Here is a 22,353-nt window from a genome sequence, read left to right on the forward strand (position 1 = left end):
GATGACAGACTATTATGTAATTGGAGATGTTCATGGAAAAGCAGGGATGCTGAAAGACCTTCTCAAAACATGGGATGGTCAGACCCAGTTGCTCTTTCTAGGGGACTTGATTGACCGTGGTGAAGATAGTCGCCGTGTCCTAGAGACGGTTAAGGACTTGGTCGATAATCAAGGGGCTATCTGTTTGTCAGGAAATCACGAGTATATGTTTTTGACTTGGCTTGATGACCCAGAAGAAAGTTATGACCACTATCGTCGCAATGGTGGAGATACAACCATTAACTCTATCCTAGGTCGTCCTTTGGATGCCCCAGTTGATGGAGTAGAAGATGCCAAACGTGTTGTTACTGAAGCGGCAGATTTGGTCGAATTTATTCGTCAAATGCCATTTGTAGTAGAGACAGACAAGTATATCTTTGTTCACGCAGGTATTGATTTGACCTTGGATGACTGGCGTGAAACCACAGATTATAAAAAAGTCTGGCTTAGAAAACCATTCCACGAAGCAGAAAATCATACTGGGAAAACTATTGTCTTTGGCCATACACCGGTCTATGGTTTGTTAAAGCAAGAGCGTGGTACAGCTGAGCTTTGGACTACAGAAGATGGCAAGGTTGGAATGGATGGAGGAGCTGTCTATGGTGGTGTCCTTCACGGGATTGTCTTTACAGACCAAGGAATGACAGAACACCACTTTATCGAAAATGACGGCTTTGTTGCTGAAGATTAGTACTCCTAGCAGGGTATGGTCTTGTCAAAATGTCAAAAACAATTTATAATAAATAGATACCCTGAAAGGAAGAGAATCATGAACTTAGAAGAATTGAAAAAACGACAGGAGAAGATCCGTAACTTCTCTATTATCGCCCATATTGACCACGGAAAGTCGACTCTAGCAGACCGCATTTTGGAAAAAACAGAGACGGTTTCAAGTCGTGAAATGCAGGCCCAACTTTTGGATAGCATGGATCTAGAACGAGAACGTGGGATTACCATTAAACTCAATGCTATCGAGCTGAATTATACTGCAAAAGATGGGGAAACTTATATTTTCCACTTGATTGACACGCCGGGGCACGTAGACTTTACCTATGAAGTTTCGCGTTCGCTAGCTGCCTGTGAGGGAGCGATTTTGGTGGTTGATGCTGCTCAAGGGATTGAGGCTCAAACCCTTGCCAACGTTTATCTGGCCTTGGACAATGATTTGGAAATCATGCCAGTCATTAACAAAATTGACCTGCCGGCTGCAGATCCAGAGCGCGTGCGTACAGAGATTGAAGATGTCATTGGTTTGGATGCCAGTGAAGCAGTTTTGGCTTCTGCCAAGGCTGGAATTGGTATCGAGGAAATCCTTGAGCAAATCGTAGAAAAAGTGCCAGCACCAACGGGTGATGTGACGGCGCCACTTAAGGCCTTGATTTTCGACTCTGTTTACGATGCCTACCGTGGGGTGATCCTCCAAGTGCGTGTCATGGACGGAGTGGTCAAACCTGGCGATAAGATTCAGCTTATGAGCAATGGCAAGACCTTTGATGTGACCGAAGTCGGTATTTTTACACCCAAAGCAGTTGGTCGTGATTTCCTTGCGACTGGTGACGTTGGTTATATTGCGGCTTCTATCAAGACGGTTCAAGACACTCGTGTGGGTGATACTGTTACCTTGGCAACCAATCCTGCGGCAGAGCCATTACATGGCTACAAGCAGATGAATCCTATGGTCTTTGCGGGTCTCTATCCAATTGAGTCAAACAAGTACAATGACCTACGTGAAGCGCTTGAAAAATTGCAACTGAATGATGCTAGTCTTCAGTTTGAACCAGAAACATCTCAGGCACTTGGATTTGGTTTCCGTTGTGGTTTCCTTGGACTACTCCATATGGATGTTATCCAAGAGCGTTTGGAACGTGAGTTCAACATTGACCTCATCATGACAGCTCCATCCGTTATCTATAAGGTTAATTTGACCGACGGGGAGTCTATGGATGTGTCTAACCCATCTGAGTTCCCAGACCCAACCAAGATTGCGACCATTGAAGAGCCATATGTTAAAGCGCAAATCATGGTACCGCAAGAGTTCGTCGGAGCAGTGATGGAATTAGCTCAACGTAAGCGTGGGGACTTTGTGACTATGGATTATATTGACGACAATCGTGTCAATGTTATCTATCAAATTCCACTTGCTGAAATCGTCTTTGACTTCTTTGATAAACTCAAGTCTTCAACTCGTGGTTATGCAAGCTTTGACTACGAATTGTCAGAGTACCGCCCATCTAAGCTAGTGAAAATGGATATCCTTCTCAATGGAGACAAGGTGGATGCCCTCAGCTTTATCGTTCACAAGGATTTTGCTTACGAACGTGGGAAACTCATTGTTGATAAGCTCAAGAAAATCATCCCTCGTCAACAATTTGAAGTTCCGATTCAAGCAGCAATTGGACACAAAATCGTGGCTCGTACGGATATCAAGGCCCTTCGTAAGAACGTACTTGCTAAATGTTATGGTGGTGACGTTTCTCGTAAGCGTAAACTCCTTGAAAAACAAAAAGCTGGTAAGAAGCGCATGAAAGCTATCGGATCAGTAGAAGTTCCACAAGAAGCCTTCCTTAGCGTCTTGAGCATGGATGAAGAATAAGTTATCATAATTGCTTTTCCTTCTTCATAGGAAATTTATATAATAATCAATCGTAAAGTAGGCTTAAATGGTCTGCTTTTTTAATTTTTAGAACAGAAAAAATGTTTGAAGTGTTTGTTTATGTGTTTGTTTTTATGTAACAAACCATAAAAACAACAAAAATATAAAAAAAGAGACAAAAAACAACAGAAAATCGTTGACAACGGTTTCATATAGTGTTATACTTATATCGTAAAGTTAATGGAAAGAAGGGAAAACCTTATGGGATTAGATCATTTCTTTGACAAAAACCTTGTGTTTTGCTTAGAAGCGGATAATCAAGAACATCTCTTTGATCAGGTTGCAACTTTATTGGAAGAACGAGAAATCGTAACTCCAACTTATCGTGAAGCCTTGATTACGCGTGAAAAGTCATTTCCAACTGGCTTAGATATGGAATTTTTGGGTAAGGATTTGCCGAATGTGGCTATTCCTCATACAGATATTGTTCATAATCTAGCCGAAAAAGTTGTGGTCGTTCGATTAGATAAACCAGTGACTTTCCACAACATGATTGCGCCAGATAAGGAAGTAGAAGTATCTTTACTCTTCTTTATCATTAATAACTCAAGTTCAAGTCAAACAAACATTCTTGCTCAGTTGATGGACTTCTTTACTGGAAATGGTCATCTTGAAGACCTATCAAAAATTTCTGAACCAGAAGCCCTCTATGCTTATATTGCTGAAGCAATCGCTTAATCTTGTCTATTAAAAATATTAAATCGGAGGAAATCCATATGATTAAAATTCTTGCTGCCTGCGGTGCAGGTGTTAACTCAAGCCACCAAATTAAAAGTGCTCTTGAAGAAGAACTTTCAAACCGCGGTTTTGATGTTCACTGTGATGCGGTCATGGTCAAAGATGTTAACGAAGATCTTATAAAAGGTTATGACATCTTTACACCAATTGCTGCGACAGACCTTGGTTTTGACCCAGGTATTCCAGTTATCGAAGCTGGACCAATCTTATTCCGTATCCCAGCTATGAGTGCTCCAGTATTTGACAATATTGAAGCAGCTATCAAAGAACACGGGTTAAGCTAATTTTAATTTGTTAACATTCATATAACATAAAAAAGGGAGGAACTGTTATGGATGCAATCTTTGACCTAATCAAAGAGGTTTTCACACCCGTCTTAGATATGGGTGGTCCTGTCATCATGTTGATCATTTTGACAATATTGGCTCTACTTTTTGGAGTGAAATTCTCCAAAGCGCTTGAAGGTGGTATCAAACTTGCCATTGCTCTTACAGGTATCGGTGCCATCATCGGTATGCTAAACACTGCTTTCTCAGCGTCGCTAGCAAAATTTGTTGAAAACACTGGTATCCAATTGAGTATCACTGACGTTGGTTGGGCACCACTTGCAACAATTACTTGGGGTTCTGCTTGGACACTATACTTCTTGCTCATCATGTTGATTGTCAACATAGTGATGCTAGCCATGAAGAAAACAGATACACTTGACGTTGATATCTTCGATATCTGGCACTTGTCTATCACAGGTCTTTTGATTAAATGGTATGCTGACAACAACGGTGTGAGCCAAGGGGTTTCACTCTTGATTGCTACAGCAGCTATCGTACTTGTTGGTGTGTTGAAAATTATCAACTCTGACTTGATGAAACCTACATTTGATGACCTTCTTAACGCACCAAGTTCATCACCAATGACATCAACTCACATGAACTACATGATGAACCCAGTTATCATGGTTTTGGATAAGATTTTTGAAAAATTCTTCCCAGGCCTTGATAAATATGACTTTGATGCTGCTAAATTGAACAAGAAAATCGGTTTCTGGGGTTCTAAATTCTTTATCGGTTTCATTCTTGGTATCGTTATCGGTATTATGGGAACTCCACATCCAATTGCAGGGGTTGCAGATGCAGATAAATGGCGTCTTGTTATCAGAGGATGGTTGTCTCTTGGTTTGACTGCCGGTGTATCTTTGGAACTCTTCTCACTTATCGGTTCATGGTTCATCGCAGCCGTAGAACCACTATCACAAGGTATTACAAACGTTGCTACTAAACGTCTTCAAGGACGTAAATTCAACATCGGTCTTGACTGGCCATTCATCGCTGGTCGTGCTGAAATCTGGGCTTGTGCTAACGTACTTGCACCAATCATGTTGATTGAAGCAGTACTTCTTTCAAAAGTCGGAAATGGTATCTTGCCACTTGCAGGTATCATCGCTATGGGTGTTACTCCAGCTCTCTTGGTTGTAACTCGTGGTAAATTGCTCCGTATGATCATCTTCGGAACACTCTTGTTGCCACTCTTCCTTCTTTCAGGTACACTTATTGCACCATTTGCAACAGAACTTGCTAAAGGTGTAGGTGCCTTCCCAGCAGGTGTGAGCGAAACTCAATTGATCACTCACTCAACTCTTGAAGGACCAATCGAAAAACTTCTTGGTTGGACAATTGGTAACACTACAACAGGTGATATCAAAGCAATCCTTGGTGCTGTAGTCTTCCTTGTATTCTATATCGGTATCTTTGCATGGTACAGAAAACAAATGATCAAACGTAACGAAGAGTACGCAGCGAAAGCAAAATAATGCGCTCCTATAAAATGTAAATTGTTAAAGCTAGGTTGTCGACATCCATTAGGAGTGACAGCCTAGTTTTTTATAAACTATCAAGAAATCGGAGAAAATAATGGTAATTGAATTAAAATCAGAACAATTAAGAGTTCAATTTAACAGTTTTGGTGGGGCTCTTTCTTCTATAAAAGATGCTGAGGGACTTGAATATTTGTGGCAAGGAGATGCCACTTATTGGAGTGGACAAGCTCCTGTTCTCTTTCCTATTTGTGGTTCTTTGAGAGAGGATGCAGCCCTCTATATAGATGATAAGGGAGAAGAAAGTCAAGGAAAGATTCCTCGTCATGGTTTGGTTCGTAAGAAAGAATTTGAATTAGTTGAACAGACGGATCAGAGTGTAACTTTTGCAATTGAAGACGATGAGAATAGCTATCAGAACTATCCTTATCATTTCCGCCTAGAAATCACTTATAGCCTTACTGGAAAGACAGTACGAACTCAATACAAGATTTTCAATAAAGAAACTAGCAAGGTCATGCCTTACTTTATTGGTGGACATCCAGGATTTAATTGTCCTTTACTGGATGATGAAGTCTATGAAGATTACTATTTAGAGTTTGAGAAAGAAGAGACTTGCTCTGTTCCACGTCCTTTCCCAGAAACAGGTATGTTGGATTTCCAAGATAGAAGACCATGGCTAGAAGGTCAAAAAGAATTAGACCTCAGCTATGATCTTTTCAGCACAGATGCAGTGACTTTGGATGAATTGCAATCTCGAACAATTGCCCTTCGTTCTCGCAAACATGATAAGGGATTAAAAGTGCACTTTGCAGAGTTTCCAAACCTCATCATCTGGTCAACTTTGAACAAAGGACCGTTCATTGCTTTTGAACCATGGTCTGGCTTGTCAACATCCCTTGAAGAAGGAGATCATCTAGAAGATAAGAAAAACGTTCGCCTACTAGAGCCTGGTCAAGTGGATCAAATTGGTTTTGATATCGAAATCTTTTAGACAAAAAAGAACAAAAACAAACATTAACTGTTGACTTTTTCTGGAAATAGGAGTATATTATGTTTGTAAGTAACAAATGATGTTTGTAACAAACAAACAATCACTTGTTATATTCTCTTTCGTAGAGAAAGATTATTTCTAGGAAACTGATTTCCTAAACTTGAATAAGGTGTCATTCATCTCATTCAATCCAATTTGTCAATAAACTGCTAGAAAGCTTTTGTAGGTAAACTGCTAACCATAAAAGTCTTTACTAGCCTAGAAAAATAAAAGGAGTATCCAATATGTCTATTGTTATCGGTGCAGATGCTGCAGGTTTGAGATTGAAAGAAGTTGTGAAAGACTTCTTGGAAAAAGAAAACTTCCACGTTGTGGATGTTACAGCTGAAGGTCAAGACTTTGTTGATGTGACTCTTGCTGTTGCTGCAGAAGTAAACAAAGAAGAACAAAACCTTGGTATCGTGATTGATGCTTATGGTGCTGGTCCTTTCATGGTTGCAACAAAAATCAAAGGAATGGTTGCTGCAGAAGTTTCTGACGAACGTTCAGCTTATATGACTCGTGGCCACAACAACTCACGTATGATCACTATGGGTGCACAACTTGTTGGTGATGAATTGGCTAAAAACATTGCTAAAGGATTTGTTAACGGTAAATACGACGGTGGACGTCACCAGATTCGTGTTGATATGTTGAACAAAATGTGCTAATTAGATTACAGTAAGAAAGGTAAGTTAAAAATGAGAATTGCAATTGGATGTGATCACATCGTAACAGATGAAAAAATGGCGGTTTCAGAATTTTTGAAATCAAAAGGATATGAAGTCATTGACTTTGGTACATATGACCATACACGTACTCACTACCCAATCTTTGGTAAAAAAGTTGGTGAAGCTGTAACTAGCGGTCAAGCTGATCTTGGAGTATGTATCTGTGGTACTGGTGTTGGTATCAACAACGCTGTAAATAAAGTTCCAGGTGTCCGTTCTGCCTTGGTTCGTGATATGACAACAGCCCTTTATGCTAAAGAACAATTGAATGCCAATGTTATCGGTTTTGGTGGTAAGATTACTGGTGAATTGCTCATGTGTGACATCATCGAAGCTTTCATCCATGCTGAATATAAACCATCTGAAGAAAACAAGAAATTGATTGCGAAAATTGAACACGTTGAAAGTCACAATGCTCAACAAACAGACGCAAACTTCTTCACTGAATTCCTTGAAAAATGGGATCGAGGAGAATACCACGACTAAGAGGTGACCTATGATTTTAACAGTCACAATGAACCCATCCATTGATATTTCCTATCCCTTGGATGAGTTAAAGATTGATACTGTCAATCGTGTGGTGGATGTAACCAAAACGGCTGGTGGTAAGGGCCTCAATGTTACCCGAGTGCTTTCAGAATTTGGAGATTCTGTTCTTGCTACTGGTTTAGTTGGTGGTAAACTTGGTGAGTTTTTGGTTGAACATATCGATGATCAAGTAAAGAAAGATTTCTTCTCAATTCAGGGAGAAACTCGTAACTGTATCGCTATTCTTCACGGAGATAACCAAACAGAAGTTCTTGAAAAAGGTCCTGAAGTATTGGAACAGGAAGGTCAAGACTTTTTGGAACATTTCAAAAAACTCTTGGAGTCAGTTGAAGTAGTAGCTATCTCAGGTAGTCTGCCAGCTGGACTTCCAGTTGATTACTATGCGAGCTTGGTAGAACTTGCTAACCAAGCTGGCAAGCCTGTTGTTTTGGACTGCTCTGGTAGAGCACTTCAGGCGGTTCTTGAATCACCACATAAACCAACAGTCATCAAACCAAATAATGAGGAATTGTCTCAGCTTCTTGGAAGAGAAGTTTCTGAGGATTTGGATGAATTAAAAGAAGTCCTTCAAGAACCTTTGTTTGCAGGTATTGAATGGATTATCGTTTCACTTGGTGCCAACGGTGCTTTTGCCAAACATGGTGACACTTTCTACAAGGTAGATATTCCTAGCATTCAGGTAGTCAACCCTGTTGGATCTGGAGATTCTACAGTTGCTGGAATTTCTTCAGGTTTACTTCATAAAGAATCGGATGCAGAATTACTCATCAAGGCAAATGTCCTTGGTATGCTCAATGCTCAAGAAAAAATGACCGGTCATGTCAACATGGCCAACTATCAAGCTCTATATGATCAATTAATAGTAAAAGAGGTATAAAATGGCTTTAACAGAACAAAAACGTGCACGCTTAGAAAAACTTTCTGATGAAAATGGTATCATCTCAGCTCTTGCTTTTGACCAACGTGGTGCTTTGAAACGCCTCATGGCTCAACACCAAACAGAAGAACCAACTGTTGCTCAAATGGAAGAACTGAAAGTCTTGGTTGCAGATGAATTGACCAAATACGCTTCATCTATGCTTCTTGACCCTGAATATGGACTTCCAGCGACTAAAGCTCTTGATGAAAAAGCTGGTCTTCTCCTTGCTTATGAAAAAACAGGTTATGACACAACAAGCACAAAACGCTTGCCAGACTGCTTGGATGTTTGGTCTGCAAAACGTATTAAAGAAGAAGGTGCAGATGCAGTTAAATTCTTGCTTTACTATGATGTAGATAGCTCAGACGAACTCAACCAAGAAAAACAAGCTTACATCGAACGTATCGGTTCTGAATGTGTGGCTGAAGATATCCCATTCTTCCTTGAAATCCTTGCTTACGATGAAAAAATTGCGGACGCCGGTTCAGTAGAATACGCGAAAGTAAAACCACACAAAGTTATCGGTGCTATGAAAGTCTTCTCAGACCCACGCTTTAACATTGATGTCTTGAAAGTAGAAGTTCCTGTTAACATTAAATATGTTGAAGGCTTTGCTGAGGGTGAAGTGGTTTACACACGTGAAGAAGCAGCAGCCTTCTTCAAAGCACAAGATGAAGCAACTAACTTGCCATACATCTACTTGAGTGCTGGTGTATCAGCTAAACTCTTCCAAGATACTCTTGTATTTGCTCATGAATCAGGTGCAAACTTCAATGGAGTTCTTTGTGGCCGTGCTACATGGGCTGGATCAGTTGAAGCTTACATCAAAGATGGTGAAGCAGCAGCTCGCGAATGGCTTCGTACAACTGGTTTTGAAAACATTGACGAACTCAACAAAGTTCTTCAAACAACAGCAACTTCATGGAAAGAACGCGTGTAAGCAAGTCCTCCTAGGTTAGGAACATGAATCTAAAAAAATTTTAAAAAAGTTGTATGTAAAGGTTTACAAAACGACTTACTTGTGCTATACTTAAATCACAAGTTAATACAAGGTGAGTGTTACTAAGTAATATTAGGCATGATCACAGGTGAATTAGAAATCGGATGATTTTCTAGTTCATTTGTGGTCATTTTTTGTACTCATATACCTTTAAGATTTAAAAGGAGGTTGACATGTATCGAATTCTAAATCCAATAAATCACAATGTTTCGCTTGTCAGAAATGATAAAGGAGAAGAGGTGATTGTGATTGGTAAGGGGATTGCATTTGGAAAGAAGAAGGGAGACTTGATTGCTGAACATCAGGTTGAGAAAATCTTTCGGATGAAGACTGAAGAGTCAAGAGAAAACTTTATGGCTCTTCTCAAAGATGTTCCGCTTGATTTTATAACAGTGACTTATGAAATCATTGATAAGCTATCAAAGAAATATCATTATCCGATTCAAGAGTATCTCTACGTAACCTTGACAGATCATATTTATTGTTCTTACCAAGCTCTAGCACAAGGAAGGTACAAGGATAGTAATCTGCCAGATATTTCCACTAAGTATCCTGTCGCTTTTCAAATCGCAAATGAAGCATTTGAAATTTACCGTCAGAAGCTAGCAGATCATTTTCCTGAGGACGAAATTATTCGGATTGCTTATCACTTCATTAACGCCGAAGGCGAGAATGAAGTGGAAGTGGTTGAGTCGATTGATAAGAGGAAAGAAATTCTCAGGAATGTTGAAGAAGTTTTAACGGACTATGCAATTCAACGAACTAAAGAGAATAACCATTTCTATGATCGTTTTATGATTCATTTGAATTATTTCTTGGATTATTTAGACAGATCTAGAGATGATAACCAATCACTTCTGGATATGGAAGAACATATTAAACTATCCTATCCAAAAGCCTTCGAGATTGGTTCCAAGATCTATGATGTGATTACGCAACATACGGGTCTTGATTTGTATAAAAGTGAACGAGTTTATCTAGTTCTACATATCCAACGTTTATTGTCATAAAAATGTAATTAAAAATACATAAGGAGAATTCTATCATGAATAGAGAAGAAGTAACATTGTTAGGTTTTGAAATCGTAGCCTATGCTGGCGACGCTCGTTCAAAACTCTTGGAAGCCTTGAAGGCTGCTGAAGCTGGTGATTTTGAAAAAGCGGACGATCTGGTAGAGGAAGCTGGTAGCTGTATTGCAGAGGCTCACCACGCGCAAACAAGTCTATTGACTAAGGAAGCTTCTGGTGAGGACTTAGCGTATAGTGTGACCATGATGCATGGCCAAGACCACTTGATGACAACTGTCTTGTTAAAAGATTTGATGCACCATTTAATTGAACTGTACAAGAGAGGAGTTAAATAATGAATAAACTAATTGCATTTATCGAGAAAGGAAAACCTTTCTTTGAGAAATTATCTCGTAATATCTATCTTCGTGCTATTCGGGATGGATTTATCGCAGGTATGCCTGTTATTCTCTTCTCAAGTATCTTTATCTTAATCGCCTTTGTACCAAACTCATGGGGCTTCCAATGGTCTGATGAAGTAGTGGCTCTATTGATGAAACCTTATAGCTATTCAATGGGTATTCTCGCACTTTTGCTAGCTGGTACGACTGCTAAATCATTAACAGACTCTGTTAACCGTAGCATGGAAAAAACCAACCAAATCAACTATATGTCAACTCTATTAGCTGCTATTGTTGGATTATTGATGTTGGCAGCTGATCCAATTGAAGGTGGCTTTGCAACAGGATTCCTAGGAACAAAAGGTTTGCTTTCAGCCTTCCTTGCTGCCTTTGTTACTGTAGCAATCTATAAGGTTTGTGTTAAGAACAACGTCACTATTCGTATGCCTGACGAAGTTCCACCAAATATCTCACAAGTCTTTAAAGATGTGATTCCATTCACTCTATCAGTGGTTTCTCTTTATGCTCTTGATTTACTAGCTCGTCATTTTGTTGGTGCAAGCGTAGCTGAATCAATCGGTAAATTCTTTGCTCCATTATTCTCTGCAGCTGATGGTTACCTAGGTATTACCATTATCTTTGGTGCCTTTGCCTTCTTCTGGTTTGTTGGTATCCATGGTCCATCTATCGTTGAACCAGCTATCGCAGCTATTACCTATGCCAATGCCGAAGTCAACTTGAACCTTCTCCAACAAGGTATGCACGCTGACAAGATTCTTACTTCTGGTACACAAATGTTTATCGTTACCATGGGTGGTACTGGTGCGACACTGGTTGTTCCATTCATGTTCATGTGGTTAACAAAATCAAAACGTAACCGTGCAATCGGACGTGCTTCAGTAGTTCCAACTTTCTTTGGTGTAAATGAACCAATCTTGTTTGGTGCACCGCTTGTATTGAACCCAATCTTCTTTATCCCATTCATCTTTGCACCAATTGCAAACGTTTGGATCTTTAAGTTCTTTATCGAAACACTTGGCATGAACTCATTTACCGCCAACCTTCCATGGGTTACTCCTGGACCTTTGGGGATTGTCCTTGGTACAAACTTCCAGTTCTTATCATTCGCTCTTGCTGCTCTTCTAATCGTGGTTGACGTAGTCATTTACTATCCATTCCTTAAGGTCTATGATGAACAAATTCTTGAAGAAGAACGTTCAGGTAAATCTAATGATGAATTGAAAGAAAAAGTTGCTGCAAACTTCAACACTGCAAAAGCAGATGCTATTCTTGAAAAAGCGGGTGTCGATGCAGCTCAAAATACAATCACTGAAGAAACAAATGTCCTCGTTCTCTGTGCTGGTGGAGGTACAAGTGGTCTCCTTGCAAATGCTTTGAATAAGGCAGCTGCAGAGTACAATGTTCCTGTGAAAGCAGCAGCAGGTGGTTATGGTGCTCACCGTGAAATGTTGCCAGAGTTTGATCTAGTTATCCTTGCACCTCAAGTTGCTTCAAACTTTGAAGACATGAAAGCAGAAACTGATAAACTTGGTATTAAACTTGCGAAAACAGAAGGCGCTCAATACATCAAATTAACTCGTGATGGAAAAGGTGCTCTTGCATTCGTACAAGCTCAATTCGATTAACGATAGGGACTGTGAAACAGTCTCCTCTCGTTACGGAAATCGCTATGGCGAATTTCCTAATCGCCTTGTTAATTCGTCGGTAAAAAGATATCGTTTTTACCTCCTCATGTCACAATTCGATTAATAATAGGGACTCTGAAATAGTCTCCTATCGTTACGGAAATCGCTATGGCGAATTTCCTAATCGCCTTGTTAATTCGTCGGTAAAAAGATATCGTTTTTACCTCCTCATGTCACAATTCGATTAATAATAGGGACTGTGAAACAGTCTCCTCTCGTTACGGAAATCGCTATGGCGAATTTCATAATCGCTTTGTTAATTCGTCGGTAAAAAGATATTGTTTTTACCCCCTCATGTCACAATTTGGTGACTTGGTACAAGAAGTGAGATGGAGAAGGATGGCTCACTGACTCCTCTCCTCTCACTTTTACTTTATTTAAATCAAGAAATAGGTGAAAAAAATGACAAAAACACTTCCAAAAGACTTTATTTTTGGTGGCGCAACAGCTGCCTATCAAGCAGAAGGCGCTACGCATACCGATGGAAAAGGACCAGTAGCGTGGGATAAATATCTTGAAGATAACTACTGGTACACTGCAGAACCAGCCAGTGATTTTTACAATCGATATCCAGTTGACCTCAAGCTAGCAGAAGAGTATGGTGTCAATGGTATTCGAATTTCTATTGCTTGGTCACGTATTTTCCCAACCGGTTACGGTCAAGTAAATCAGAAAGGTGTTGAGTTTTATCATAATTTATTTGCAGAGTGTCACAAACGTCATGTTGAGCCCTTTGTAACTCTTCATCACTTTGATACGCCAGAAGCTCTACATTCAAATGGAGACTTCTTAAACCGTGAAAATATCGAACACTTTGTAGACTACGCGGCTTTCTGTTTTGAAGAATTCCCAGAAGTCAACTATTGGACAACTTTCAATGAAATTGGACCAATCGGTGATGGTCAATACTTGGTTGGGAAATTCCCTCCAGGTATTCAGTACGACCTTGCCAAAGTTTTCCAATCGCACCACAATATGATGGTTTCTCATGCGCGTGCAGTCAAGCTATTTAAAGATAAAGGTTATAAAGGTGAAATTGGTGTTGTTCACGCACTGCCAACCAAGTATCCTTTAGATCCTAAAAATCCAGCAGATGTTATTGCGGCAGAGTTGGAGGACATTATCCATAACAAATTTATCTTGGATGCAACTTATCTGGGTCACTACTCTGAAAAGACTCTGGCAGGGGTAGAGGCTATCTTGGCTGCCAATGGTGGTAGCTTGGATCTTCGTGAAGAAGATTTTACAGCATTAGAAGCTGCGAAAGACTTGAACGACTTCCTTGGAATCAATTACTATATGAGTGACTGGATGGAAGCCTTTGATGGCGAAACAGAAATCATCCATAATGGTAAGGGTGAGAAAGGAAGCTCTAAATACCAAATCAAAGGTGTTGGTCGTCGTGTAGCTCCTGACTATGTACCACGTACGGATTGGGATTGGATTATCTATCCTCAAGGTTTGTATGATCAAATCATGCGAGTGAAGAAAGATTATCCGAACTATAAGAAAATCTACATCACTGAAAATGGACTTGGTTATAAAGATGAGTTCGTCGATAACACTGTTTACGATGATGGCCGTATTGATTATGTGAAACAACACTTGGAAGTCTTGTCTGATGCTATTGCAGATGGAGCGAATGTAAAAGGTTACTTCATTTGGTCATTAATGGATGTCTTCTCATGGTCAAACGGTTATGAAAAACGTTACGGTCTCTTCTATGTAGACTTTGAAACCCAAGAACGTTATCCTAAGAAATCAGCTCACTGGTACAAGAAAGTAGCGGAAAGTCAGATTATAGACTAGTAGAATTAGTAATTAGATATAGAATTATAGTGAGGCAAAAGATGTTCAAAGATTTTATCCAATCTATTTATGAAAAAGTTTATATTATCAATTTTGATAAATGTTCTCAAATACCTTGTTTGACTAATGAGGAGCTGAAAAAACTTGGGAAATGGTATGTCTCTACCGGTAAAGAATGGATTTGCCATTCAGACTATGAGCTGGAAGAATTTAAAAATATCTTTTTAAATTTTATCAATCCTGAAGAATGGGATAATATCTCCTTTGATTCAGATTTTATGCCGTTTCAACAATCATAAAGAATCTAGGAAACTCCTAGTAAAAATCTTCATCAAAAAATGCGTCATATCAAGATTCTTATTTTCTTGATATGACGCATTTTATTTTTTATCAATCCTCAGTTTTATGGTTTAGAAAGAATAATTTTTGTTTGTTTTGAAAGCTGGTCGTACGTTTCTTTGCTCAGTTTAGAATCTGAAACGATGGTATCAATATCAGAGATATTGTAGAAGGTGTAAAAATCAAACTTATTGAACTTACTATTGTCAGCTAGTAAGTATTTTTTATTGGAATTATTGAGGGCGATGCGTTGAGATTCGCCTTCCTCTTCACTAAAGGTCGCAATCGCATTGTCCTTAATACCATTACAGCTAACGAAAGCTTTAGAAAATTGGAGATTGGCTAAGTTTTGCAAGGTTAGTGTTCCCACAAAGGCTCCAGTGATGGAGCGGTAATTCCCACCAATTAAAATCAAATCTGTTAGTTTTCGTTCGTTTAGGATGAGAAAAACTGGTAAACTGTTTGTCACAACACGAATATTATCGATTGGAAGTTCACGGGCAAAAGATTCCAAGGTTGTCCCTGGTCCGATAAAAATGGTTTCCCCTTCATCGATTAAATGGCCTGCAAAACGGCTGATTTCTTGTTTTTCTGCAATCTGTAAGCTTTGTTTTTCAATATTGGAACGTTCATTGTTTAAAATGGAGCCTGTACGAATTTTTTCAGCTCCTCCATGCACACGAACAAGTAAATCCTTGTCAGCCAACTCTTGTAAGTAGCGTCTAGCAGTCATATCTGATACATCTAAGCGAGCCATGATTTCTTTTACAGTAATAGTTCCCTTTGTATTTACCGTTTCTAGAATATTATCTAGTTTTTCCTGCTTTAGCATCGTTATCACCTCTATTTCTATTACTATTTTATCATAAAGTATTCAATCAATCAATTTAAAAAACAAAAGAAAACAAAAACAAAAATATCATGGTTGTTTTAAACAAACCATGATATTGATATCACTTCTGAAATTGTTGACTTAGTCTAAACCGTAGTTGTAGTCATCGTCTTGCATAGCTTCAACTTCACCAAGAAGGTAACCGTTTCCGACTTGAGAGAAGAAGTCGTGGTTGGAAGTTCCTGTTGAAATACCGTTCATGACGATTGGGTTGACATCATCTGCTGAGTCTGGGAAGAGTGGATCTTGTCCCAGGTTCATGAGTGCCTTGTTGGCATTGTAGCGAAGGAAGGTTTTAACTTCTTCCGTCCAACCAACACCGTCATAGAGGCTTTCTGTGTAGCCTTCCTCATTCTCGTAAAGTGTATAGAGCAGGTCGTACATCCATTCTTTGAGTTTTTCTTGCTCTTCTTCAGGTAATTCATTAAAACCAAGTTGGAATTTGTAACCAATGTAGGTTCCGTGAACAGACTCATCACGAATGATCAATTTGATAATTTCCGCAACGTTGGCTAGTTTGTTGTTACCAAGATAGTAGAGGGGAGTGAAGAAACCAGAGTAGAAAAGGAAGGTTTCGAGGAAGACACTGGCAACTTTCTTTTCAAGTGGGCTACCGTTTAGGTAAATTTCGTTGACGATTTCCGCCTTCTTTTGTAGGTAAGGATTGGTATTGGTCCATTCGAAAATTTCTTCAATCTCAGCCTTGGTGTTCAGGGTAGAGAAGATAGAAGAGTAAGATTTTGCGTGGACAGATTCCATAAATTGGATGTTATTGAAAACAGCTTCCTCGTGCGGTGTACGGATGTCTGCGCGAAGGGCTTGAACCCCAGTTTCAGATTGCATGGTATCCAAAAGTGTCAAACCACCAAAGACTTTTCCTACCAAGTCTTTTTCTATATTTGATAGCTTTCTCCAGTCATCCAAGTCATTTGACAAAGGAATACGTGTATCAAGCCAGAATTGCTCCGTCAGTTTTTCCCAAGTTGATTTGTCGATGACATCTTCGATGGCATTCCAGTTAATGGCTTTGTAGTAAGTTTCCATTTGAAATCTCTTTCTGTGTTTAGTATTGCGAACTCACAATTACTTCTATTTTATCATAATTCTAGAGGAGTATCGCACAAAAAGTCGGAAGCCCGACTTTCTTGTTTTTCCATAGTATAGCTGCTTATTCCTGTTTAGTTTAGCAGGGTGAATGAATCACTTATCTGAGAAAATGTAGTTTCCTCAAGCAAAGATTAAATCACACAGCTTTCACATTGGTTAGCACCGACTTCTCCACCATCATCTGTAAAGGTACGGACGTAGTAGATAGACTTGATACCCTTGTTAAAGGCATAGTTACGAAGGATAGACAAGTCACGTGTCGTTTGTTTGTTTTCTTTCTTCCATTCGTAAAGACCTTTTGGAATGTCACTACGCATGAAGAGGGTGAGTGAAAGTCCTTGATCCACGTGCTCTGTCGCAGCAGCATAGACATCAATCACTTTACGCATATCCATGTCGTAAGCAGAAGTGTAGTAAGGAATGGTTTCTGTTGACAAGCCAGCAGCAGGGTAGTAGATTTTCCCGATTTTCTTTTCTTGACGTTCTTCGATACGTTGTGTAATCGGGTGGATAGAAGCAGAAACGTCATTGATGTAACTGATCGAACCATTTGGTGCTACAGCAAGGCGGTTTTGGTGGTAAAGTCCATCTGCTTGAACCTTGTCGCGAAGTTCAGCCCAGTCAGCAGCACTTGGGATAAAGACATCTTTGAAGAGTTCTTTAACACGGTCTGATTTTGGAACAAATTCGCCAGTTACATACTTGTTGAAGTAGCTTCCGTTAGCATAGTCTGATTTTTCAAAGTTGTGGAAGGTGATACCACGTTCACGCGCGATATTGTTTGACTCAACCAAAGTCCAGTAGTTCATAAGCATAAAGTAGATGCTTGTAAACTCAACAGACTCAGGTGATCCATATTCAATCAATTGTTGGGCAAGGTAGCTGTGAAGTCCCATGGCACCAAGACCAAAGGTATGAGCTTGGCTATTTCCATGGTCAATAGTAGGTACAGCTACGATGTGTGAACTATCTGTAACGAAAGTAAGGGCACGAACCATGGCACGGATAGAACGACCAAAGTCAGGTGAAGTCATCATGTTGACCACGTTGGTTGAACCAAGGTTACATGAAACGTCTGTTCCCATTTGAAGAAATTCTTGAGCATCGTTGATCAAGCTTGGTTCTTGAACTTGAAGAATCTCAGAACACAAGTTACTCATGATAATCTTACCATCAACAGGATTTGCACGGTTAGCCGTGTCGATGTTGACTACATAAGGGTAGCCAGACTCTTGTTGCAATTTAGAGATTTCAGTTTCCAAATCACGCGCCTTGATTTTTGTCTTGCGGATGTTTGGATTTGCGACCAATTCATCGTATTTTTCAGTGATGTCGATATAGTTGAATGGCACACCGTATTCAAGCTCTACTGAGTAAGGGCTGAAGAGGTACATTTCTTCATTTTTACGAGCTAATTCGTAGAATTTATCTGGTACTACAACACCAAGTGAAAGGGTCTTAACACGAACTTTTTCATCGGCGTTTTCTTTCTTAGTTGAAAGGAAGGCGATAATATCTGGGTGAAAGACATTGAGGTAGACAACACCCGCACCTTGACGTTGCCCCAATTGGTTTGAATAAGAGAAGCTGTCTTCGAAGAGTTTCATAACAGGTACGACTCCAGAAGCGGCTCCTTCGTAGCCTTTGATAGGTGCACCAGCTTCACGAAGGTTGCTGAGGGAAATTCCCACGCCACCACCGATACGTGAAAGTTGGAGAGCAGAGTTGATAGAACGTCCGATAGAGTTCATGTCATCAGTTACTTGGATCAAGAAACAAGATACTAACTCCCCACGGCGAGCACGTCCAGCATTCAAGAAGGAAGGAGTAGCAGGTTGGTAGCGTTGGTGGATGATTTCATTGGCAATATCAATTGCGATTGCTTCATCACCGTCAGCAAAATAAAGGGCGTTGAAGAAGACACGGTCTTCCATACTTTCAAGATAATATTCACCGTCGTTGGTTTTCAAAGCATATTGATTGTAAAATTTATAAGCAGCCATGAAAGACTTGAATTGGAAGTTTTGGTCTTTGATAAATTGCGACAATTCTTCCAAAAATTCTGGACGGTATTTCTTGATAAAGGCTGTTTCGATGTAGTTGTGTTCAATGAGGTAGTTGATTTTATCTTTGATTGAATCAAAAACCATAGTGTTTGGAACTACATTTTCTTTAAAGAAGGCATCCAAGGCTTCTTTATCTTTATGAAGCATGATTTGTCCATTAACAGGACGGTTGATTTCGTTATTGAGACGGAAGTAAGTCACGTCCTCAAGATGTTTTAATCCCATAAAATTTCCCTTATCTAATTACAAAAGAAAGGCTTCTAAGTTAGCCCTAGAAGCAGTATCTTCTGGATGATGTACTAAGATTATGCTAATTGTTTCAGTTTTCCTGGTTGGAAACCTGAAAAGACTTCAGTTGGTGTTTGGATAACAGGAGCTGCGCTGAAACCGAGCTCTTTAACTTGATCGATGTACTCAGGTTGCTCATCAAGATTGATTTCACGATAAGCGACATTATTACTGTCCAAGAAACGTTTGGTCATCTTACATTGGACACAGTTGTTTTTAGAATAAACGGTTACCATTGTGTAACTCCTCTTTCAAAATAGATTACTTTCTTAGTATATCAGAAAATAAATTTTTGTCAATGATTTAAAACTAAATATAGTGGTCTATTTTTCTACTAAAGGTCACAAAACACAATATGTAGTGTTTGTTTTATGGAATAGTGATAATTATCCTATAAGTAGTTTTTTGGAAAACTATATCCTGTGTTTTGTCATCTAGGATAGAAGATTTTCAGCAAGTTATCTGAAAGGAAATTGAATAAATCCCATAAAATGCTTGAAAAAAATCCTAGAAGATGATATAATACCAAATTGTAAGGGTTATCACATATAACTCAAAAAAGAAAGAACAAAAGGAGAGTCAAACTATGGCTTCTAAAGATTTCCACGTAGTGGCAGAAACAGGTATTCACGCACGTCCAGCAACATTGTTGGTACAAACTGCTAGCAAATTTGCTTCAGATATCACTCTTGAGTACAAAGGTAAATCAGTTAACCTTAAATCAATCATGGGTGTTATGAGTCTTGGTGTTGGCCAAGGTGCTGACGTAACTATCTCAGCTGAAGGTGCAGATGCAGATGACGCTATCGCTGCAATCTCAGAAACAATGGAAAAAGAAGGATTGGCATAAGGAAAATGACAGAAATGCTTAAAGGAATCGCGGCATCTGACGGTGTTGCAGTTGCAAAAGCATATCTACTCGTTCAACCGGATTTGTCATTCGAGACTGTTTCAGTCGAAGATACAAACGCAGAAGAGGCTCGTTTGGATGTAGCTCTTGAAGCTTCTCAAAACGAGCTTTCTCTTATCCGCGAGAAAGCTGTAGGTACGCTAGGTGAAGAAGCGGCTCAAGTTTTTGATGCTCATTTGATGGTTCTTTCTGACCCAGAATTGATTGGTCAGATTAAAGAAACAATTCGTGCTAAGAAAGTCAATGCAGAAGCAGGTCTTAAAGAAGTGACTGACATGTTCATCACTATCTTTGAAGGCATGGAAGATAACCCATACATGCAAGAACGTGCAGCGGATATCCGCGACGTTACAAAACGTGTATTGGCAAACCTTCTTGGTAAGAAATTGCCAAACCCAGCTTCTATCAATGAAGAAGTAATCGTGATTGCACATGACTTGACACCATCTGATACAGCTCAATTGGACAAAAACTTTGTAAAAGCTTTTGTAACCAACATCGGTGGACGTACAAGCCACTCAGCTATCATGGCACGTACACTTGAAATTGCAGCTGTATTGGGAACAAATAACATCACTGAAGTAGTGAAAGACGGTGATATCCTTGCCGTTAACGGAATTACTGGTGAAGTGATTATCAACCCAACAGATGAACAAGCGGCAGAATTTAAAGCAGCTGGTGAAGCTTATGCTAAACAAAAAGCTGAATGGGCACTTTTGAAAGATGCTCAAACAGTGACTGCTGACGGTAAACACTTCGAGTTGGCTGCTAACATCGGTACTCCAAAAGACGTTGAAGGTGTTAACAACAACGGTGCAGAAGCTGTTGGACTTTACCGTACAGAGTTCTTGTACATGGATTCTCAAGACTTCCCAACTGAAGATGAACAGTATGAAGCATATAAGGCTGTTCTTGAGGGAATGAATGGTAAACCAGTAGTTGTTCGTACAATGGATATTGGTGGAGATAAGGAACTTCCTTACTTCGATATGCCACATGAAATGAACCCATTCCTTGGATTCCGTGCTCTTCGTATCTCTATTTCTGAAACTGGAGATGCAATGTTCCGTACACAAATTCGCGCTCTTCTTCGTGCTTCTGTTCATGGTCAATTGCGTATCATGTTCCCAATGGTTGCTCTTTTGAAAGAATTCCGTGCAGCTAAAGCAGTTTATGAAGAAGAAAAAGCAAACCTTCTTGCTGAAGGTGTTGCAGTTGCGGATGATATCCAAGTTGGTATCATGATTGAAATCCCTGCAGCAGCTATGCTTGCAGACCAATTTGCAAAAGAAGTAGATTTCATGTCAATTGGTACAAACGACTTGATCCAATACTCAATGGCGGCAGACCGTATGAACGAACAAGTTTCATACCTTTACCAACCATATAACCCATCAATCCTTCGCTTGATTAACAACGTTATCAAGGCAGCTCACGCTGAAGGTAAATGGGCTGGTATGTGTGGTGAGATGGCTGGTGACCAAAAAGCTGTTCCACTTCTTGTCGGAATGGGCTTGGATGAGTTCTCTATGTCAGCAACATCTGTACTCCGTACACGTAGCTTGATGAAGAAATTGGATACTGCTAAGATGGAAGAGTACGCTAACCGTGCCCTTACAGAGTGTTCAACAATGGAAGAAGTTCTTGAACTTCAAAAAGAATACGTTAACTTCGATTAATGTCATTAACCTTGCAACCTAGTTGCAAGGTTTTTTGGCTCTTTGTCAACTGTAGTGGATTGAAGAAATTATGCGTTTTGTTGTGGGGATATTTGCTTCATTTTCTCCTGAAATTAAGTTTTTACCTAACTTGTTTTTACAGTTTTTTGTTAATTATCATTGAGATGATTTTCTAGAAATAATTACTTTTAGAAAACAAATATATAGCGAACGCTTTGTTGTGAAACAGCCTAATTATTCGCTGTTTTCATATATCTGGAGATGCTAGTCTAGTTTGTTTTTTGATTTTTAATCGGTTTAATTTTATGAAAGTGGATGTTTTTGTAAGTTGTAGATAATCTTTGATGCCGTATAGCTATGCTTTAAAAAGCAACGTGCTTCTAGTTAATGATAATCAAATAGAAAATTTGTAACTAGTTACAGATATCTAAAAGTACTTATTTGCGGACTGTTGCAAGTCGATCATGAATGGGGTGAAAGAGATGTACATATGTCGCTAATTTTTATAAAAATAGATGAAACAAATCAACTGTTGTGAATATATAAAATATAAAGATTTTTAATGTTTTAATAGTAAAATCGGGGGGGGGTATGGTATACTTATAGTAGACTGCATAAAGTGTGTAGTCGTTTAGATGAGGTATATAGTCCTCTATCTAAATGTGAAAAAATGTATC

21 protein-coding genes are annotated in these 22,353 nt (G+C 39.3%); 17 read left to right on the plus strand and 4 right to left on the minus strand.

Annotated features, from left to right (window positions below; genetic code table 11):
* The first annotated feature begins 1 nt into the window (after position 1).
* From QS39_RS07070 to QS39_RS07140, 15 genes are all read left to right on the plus strand, one after another.
* Positions 2 to 730, plus strand: coding sequence for a metallophosphoesterase family protein (locus QS39_RS07070; RefSeq protein ID WP_077805054.1), 729 nt, complete (start codon positions 2 to 4; stop codon positions 728 to 730).
* A gap of 78 nt (positions 731 to 808) precedes the next feature.
* Positions 809 to 2,632: a translation elongation factor 4 gene (lepA, locus tag QS39_RS07075; protein WP_001047207.1), complete on the plus strand. Its 1,824-nt coding sequence runs from the start codon at positions 809 to 811 to the stop codon at positions 2,630 to 2,632.
* Between the two features lie 261 nt (positions 2,633 to 2,893).
* On the plus strand, positions 2,894 to 3,370 hold the full coding sequence (locus QS39_RS07080; RefSeq protein ID WP_000521972.1) for a PTS sugar transporter subunit IIA: 477 nt from the start codon (positions 2,894 to 2,896) through the stop codon (positions 3,368 to 3,370).
* A 38-nt stretch (positions 3,371 to 3,408) separates the two neighbouring features.
* Positions 3,409 to 3,714 (plus strand): PTS sugar transporter subunit IIB, encoded by a 306-nt coding sequence (locus QS39_RS07085; RefSeq protein WP_000590547.1) that lies wholly within the window; start codon positions 3,409 to 3,411, stop codon positions 3,712 to 3,714.
* 47 nt (positions 3,715 to 3,761) lie between these two features.
* On the plus strand, positions 3,762 to 5,237 hold the full coding sequence (locus QS39_RS07090; protein ID WP_077805056.1) for a PTS galactitol transporter subunit IIC: 1,476 nt from the start codon (positions 3,762 to 3,764) through the stop codon (positions 5,235 to 5,237).
* 100 nt (positions 5,238 to 5,337) lie between these two features.
* Entirely contained in the window at positions 5,338 to 6,234 is an 897-nt protein-coding gene (locus tag QS39_RS07095; protein WP_077805057.1) for an aldose 1-epimerase family protein, read from the plus strand.
* Between the two features lie 284 nt (positions 6,235 to 6,518).
* Positions 6,519 to 6,944 (plus strand): galactose-6-phosphate isomerase subunit LacA, encoded by a 426-nt coding sequence (lacA, locus tag QS39_RS07100; RefSeq protein WP_000029277.1) that lies wholly within the window; start codon positions 6,519 to 6,521, stop codon positions 6,942 to 6,944.
* A gap of 30 nt (positions 6,945 to 6,974) precedes the next feature.
* Positions 6,975 to 7,490, plus strand: a complete 516-nt coding sequence (lacB, locus tag QS39_RS07105; RefSeq protein WP_001216913.1) for a galactose-6-phosphate isomerase subunit LacB — start codon at positions 6,975 to 6,977, stop codon at positions 7,488 to 7,490.
* Between the two features lie 10 nt (positions 7,491 to 7,500).
* A complete protein-coding gene (locus QS39_RS07110) occupies positions 7,501 to 8,430 on the plus strand; it encodes a tagatose-6-phosphate kinase (RefSeq protein ID WP_077805058.1) in 930 nt (309 codons plus the stop codon).
* Between the two features lies 1 nt (position 8,431).
* Positions 8,432 to 9,412: a tagatose-bisphosphate aldolase gene (gene lacD / locus QS39_RS07115; protein ID WP_001229114.1), complete on the plus strand. Its 981-nt coding sequence runs from the start codon at positions 8,432 to 8,434 to the stop codon at positions 9,410 to 9,412.
* A 233-nt stretch (positions 9,413 to 9,645) separates the two neighbouring features.
* Positions 9,646 to 10,482: a PRD domain-containing protein gene (locus QS39_RS07120; RefSeq protein ID WP_077805059.1), complete on the plus strand. Its 837-nt coding sequence runs from the start codon at positions 9,646 to 9,648 to the stop codon at positions 10,480 to 10,482.
* A 35-nt stretch (positions 10,483 to 10,517) separates the two neighbouring features.
* Positions 10,518 to 10,835, plus strand: a complete 318-nt coding sequence (locus tag QS39_RS07125; RefSeq protein WP_077805060.1) for a PTS lactose/cellobiose transporter subunit IIA — start codon at positions 10,518 to 10,520, stop codon at positions 10,833 to 10,835.
* On the plus strand, positions 10,835 to 12,526 hold the full coding sequence (locus tag QS39_RS07130; RefSeq protein WP_077805061.1) for a lactose-specific PTS transporter subunit EIIC: 1,692 nt from the start codon (positions 10,835 to 10,837) through the stop codon (positions 12,524 to 12,526). Before QS39_RS07125 ends, QS39_RS07130 begins: the two co-directional genes overlap by 1 nt.
* A gap of 462 nt (positions 12,527 to 12,988) precedes the next feature.
* On the plus strand, positions 12,989 to 14,395 hold the full coding sequence (gene lacG, locus QS39_RS07135) for a 6-phospho-beta-galactosidase (RefSeq protein WP_077805062.1): 1,407 nt from the start codon (positions 12,989 to 12,991) through the stop codon (positions 14,393 to 14,395).
* Between the two features lie 41 nt (positions 14,396 to 14,436).
* Complete coding sequence (locus QS39_RS07140) at positions 14,437 to 14,694, plus strand: DUF3884 family protein (RefSeq protein WP_077805063.1); 258 nt, start codon at positions 14,437 to 14,439, stop codon at positions 14,692 to 14,694.
* Positions 14,695 to 14,798: 104 nt separating this feature from the next.
* Here QS39_RS07140 and QS39_RS07145 read toward each other — a convergent pair whose 3' ends face one another.
* From QS39_RS07145 to nrdH, 4 genes are all read right to left on the minus strand, one after another.
* The gene (locus tag QS39_RS07145) at positions 14,799 to 15,566 is read right to left on the minus strand and encodes a DeoR/GlpR family DNA-binding transcription regulator (RefSeq protein ID WP_077805064.1); all 768 of its coding nucleotides are present in this window, start codon (positions 15,564 to 15,566) and stop codon (positions 14,799 to 14,801) included.
* A gap of 141 nt (positions 15,567 to 15,707) precedes the next feature.
* Positions 15,708 to 16,670, minus strand: a complete 963-nt coding sequence (gene nrdF, locus QS39_RS07150) for a class 1b ribonucleoside-diphosphate reductase subunit beta (protein ID WP_077805065.1) — start codon at positions 16,668 to 16,670, stop codon at positions 15,708 to 15,710.
* A 194-nt stretch (positions 16,671 to 16,864) separates the two neighbouring features.
* The gene (gene nrdE / locus QS39_RS07155) at positions 16,865 to 19,024 is read right to left on the minus strand and encodes a class 1b ribonucleoside-diphosphate reductase subunit alpha (RefSeq protein ID WP_077805066.1); all 2,160 of its coding nucleotides are present in this window, start codon (positions 19,022 to 19,024) and stop codon (positions 16,865 to 16,867) included.
* An 80-nt stretch (positions 19,025 to 19,104) separates the two neighbouring features.
* Complete coding sequence (gene nrdH / locus QS39_RS07160; RefSeq protein ID WP_000259240.1) at positions 19,105 to 19,323, minus strand: glutaredoxin-like protein NrdH; 219 nt, start codon at positions 19,321 to 19,323, stop codon at positions 19,105 to 19,107.
* A gap of 350 nt (positions 19,324 to 19,673) precedes the next feature.
* Between nrdH and QS39_RS07165 the strand changes: the two genes are divergently transcribed.
* A complete protein-coding gene (locus tag QS39_RS07165; protein ID WP_000146947.1) occupies positions 19,674 to 19,937 on the plus strand; it encodes a phosphocarrier protein HPr in 264 nt (87 codons plus the stop codon).
* A gap of 5 nt (positions 19,938 to 19,942) precedes the next feature.
* The gene (gene ptsP, locus QS39_RS07170; protein WP_020902391.1) at positions 19,943 to 21,676 is read left to right on the plus strand and encodes a phosphoenolpyruvate--protein phosphotransferase; all 1,734 of its coding nucleotides are present in this window, start codon (positions 19,943 to 19,945) and stop codon (positions 21,674 to 21,676) included.
* Positions 21,677 to 22,353: the final 677 nt, after the last annotated feature.

This window comes from Streptococcus mitis (assembly GCF_002005545.1).
In the GTDB taxonomy this organism is placed as follows: Bacteria; Bacillota; Bacilli; order Lactobacillales; family Streptococcaceae; genus Streptococcus; species Streptococcus mitis_I.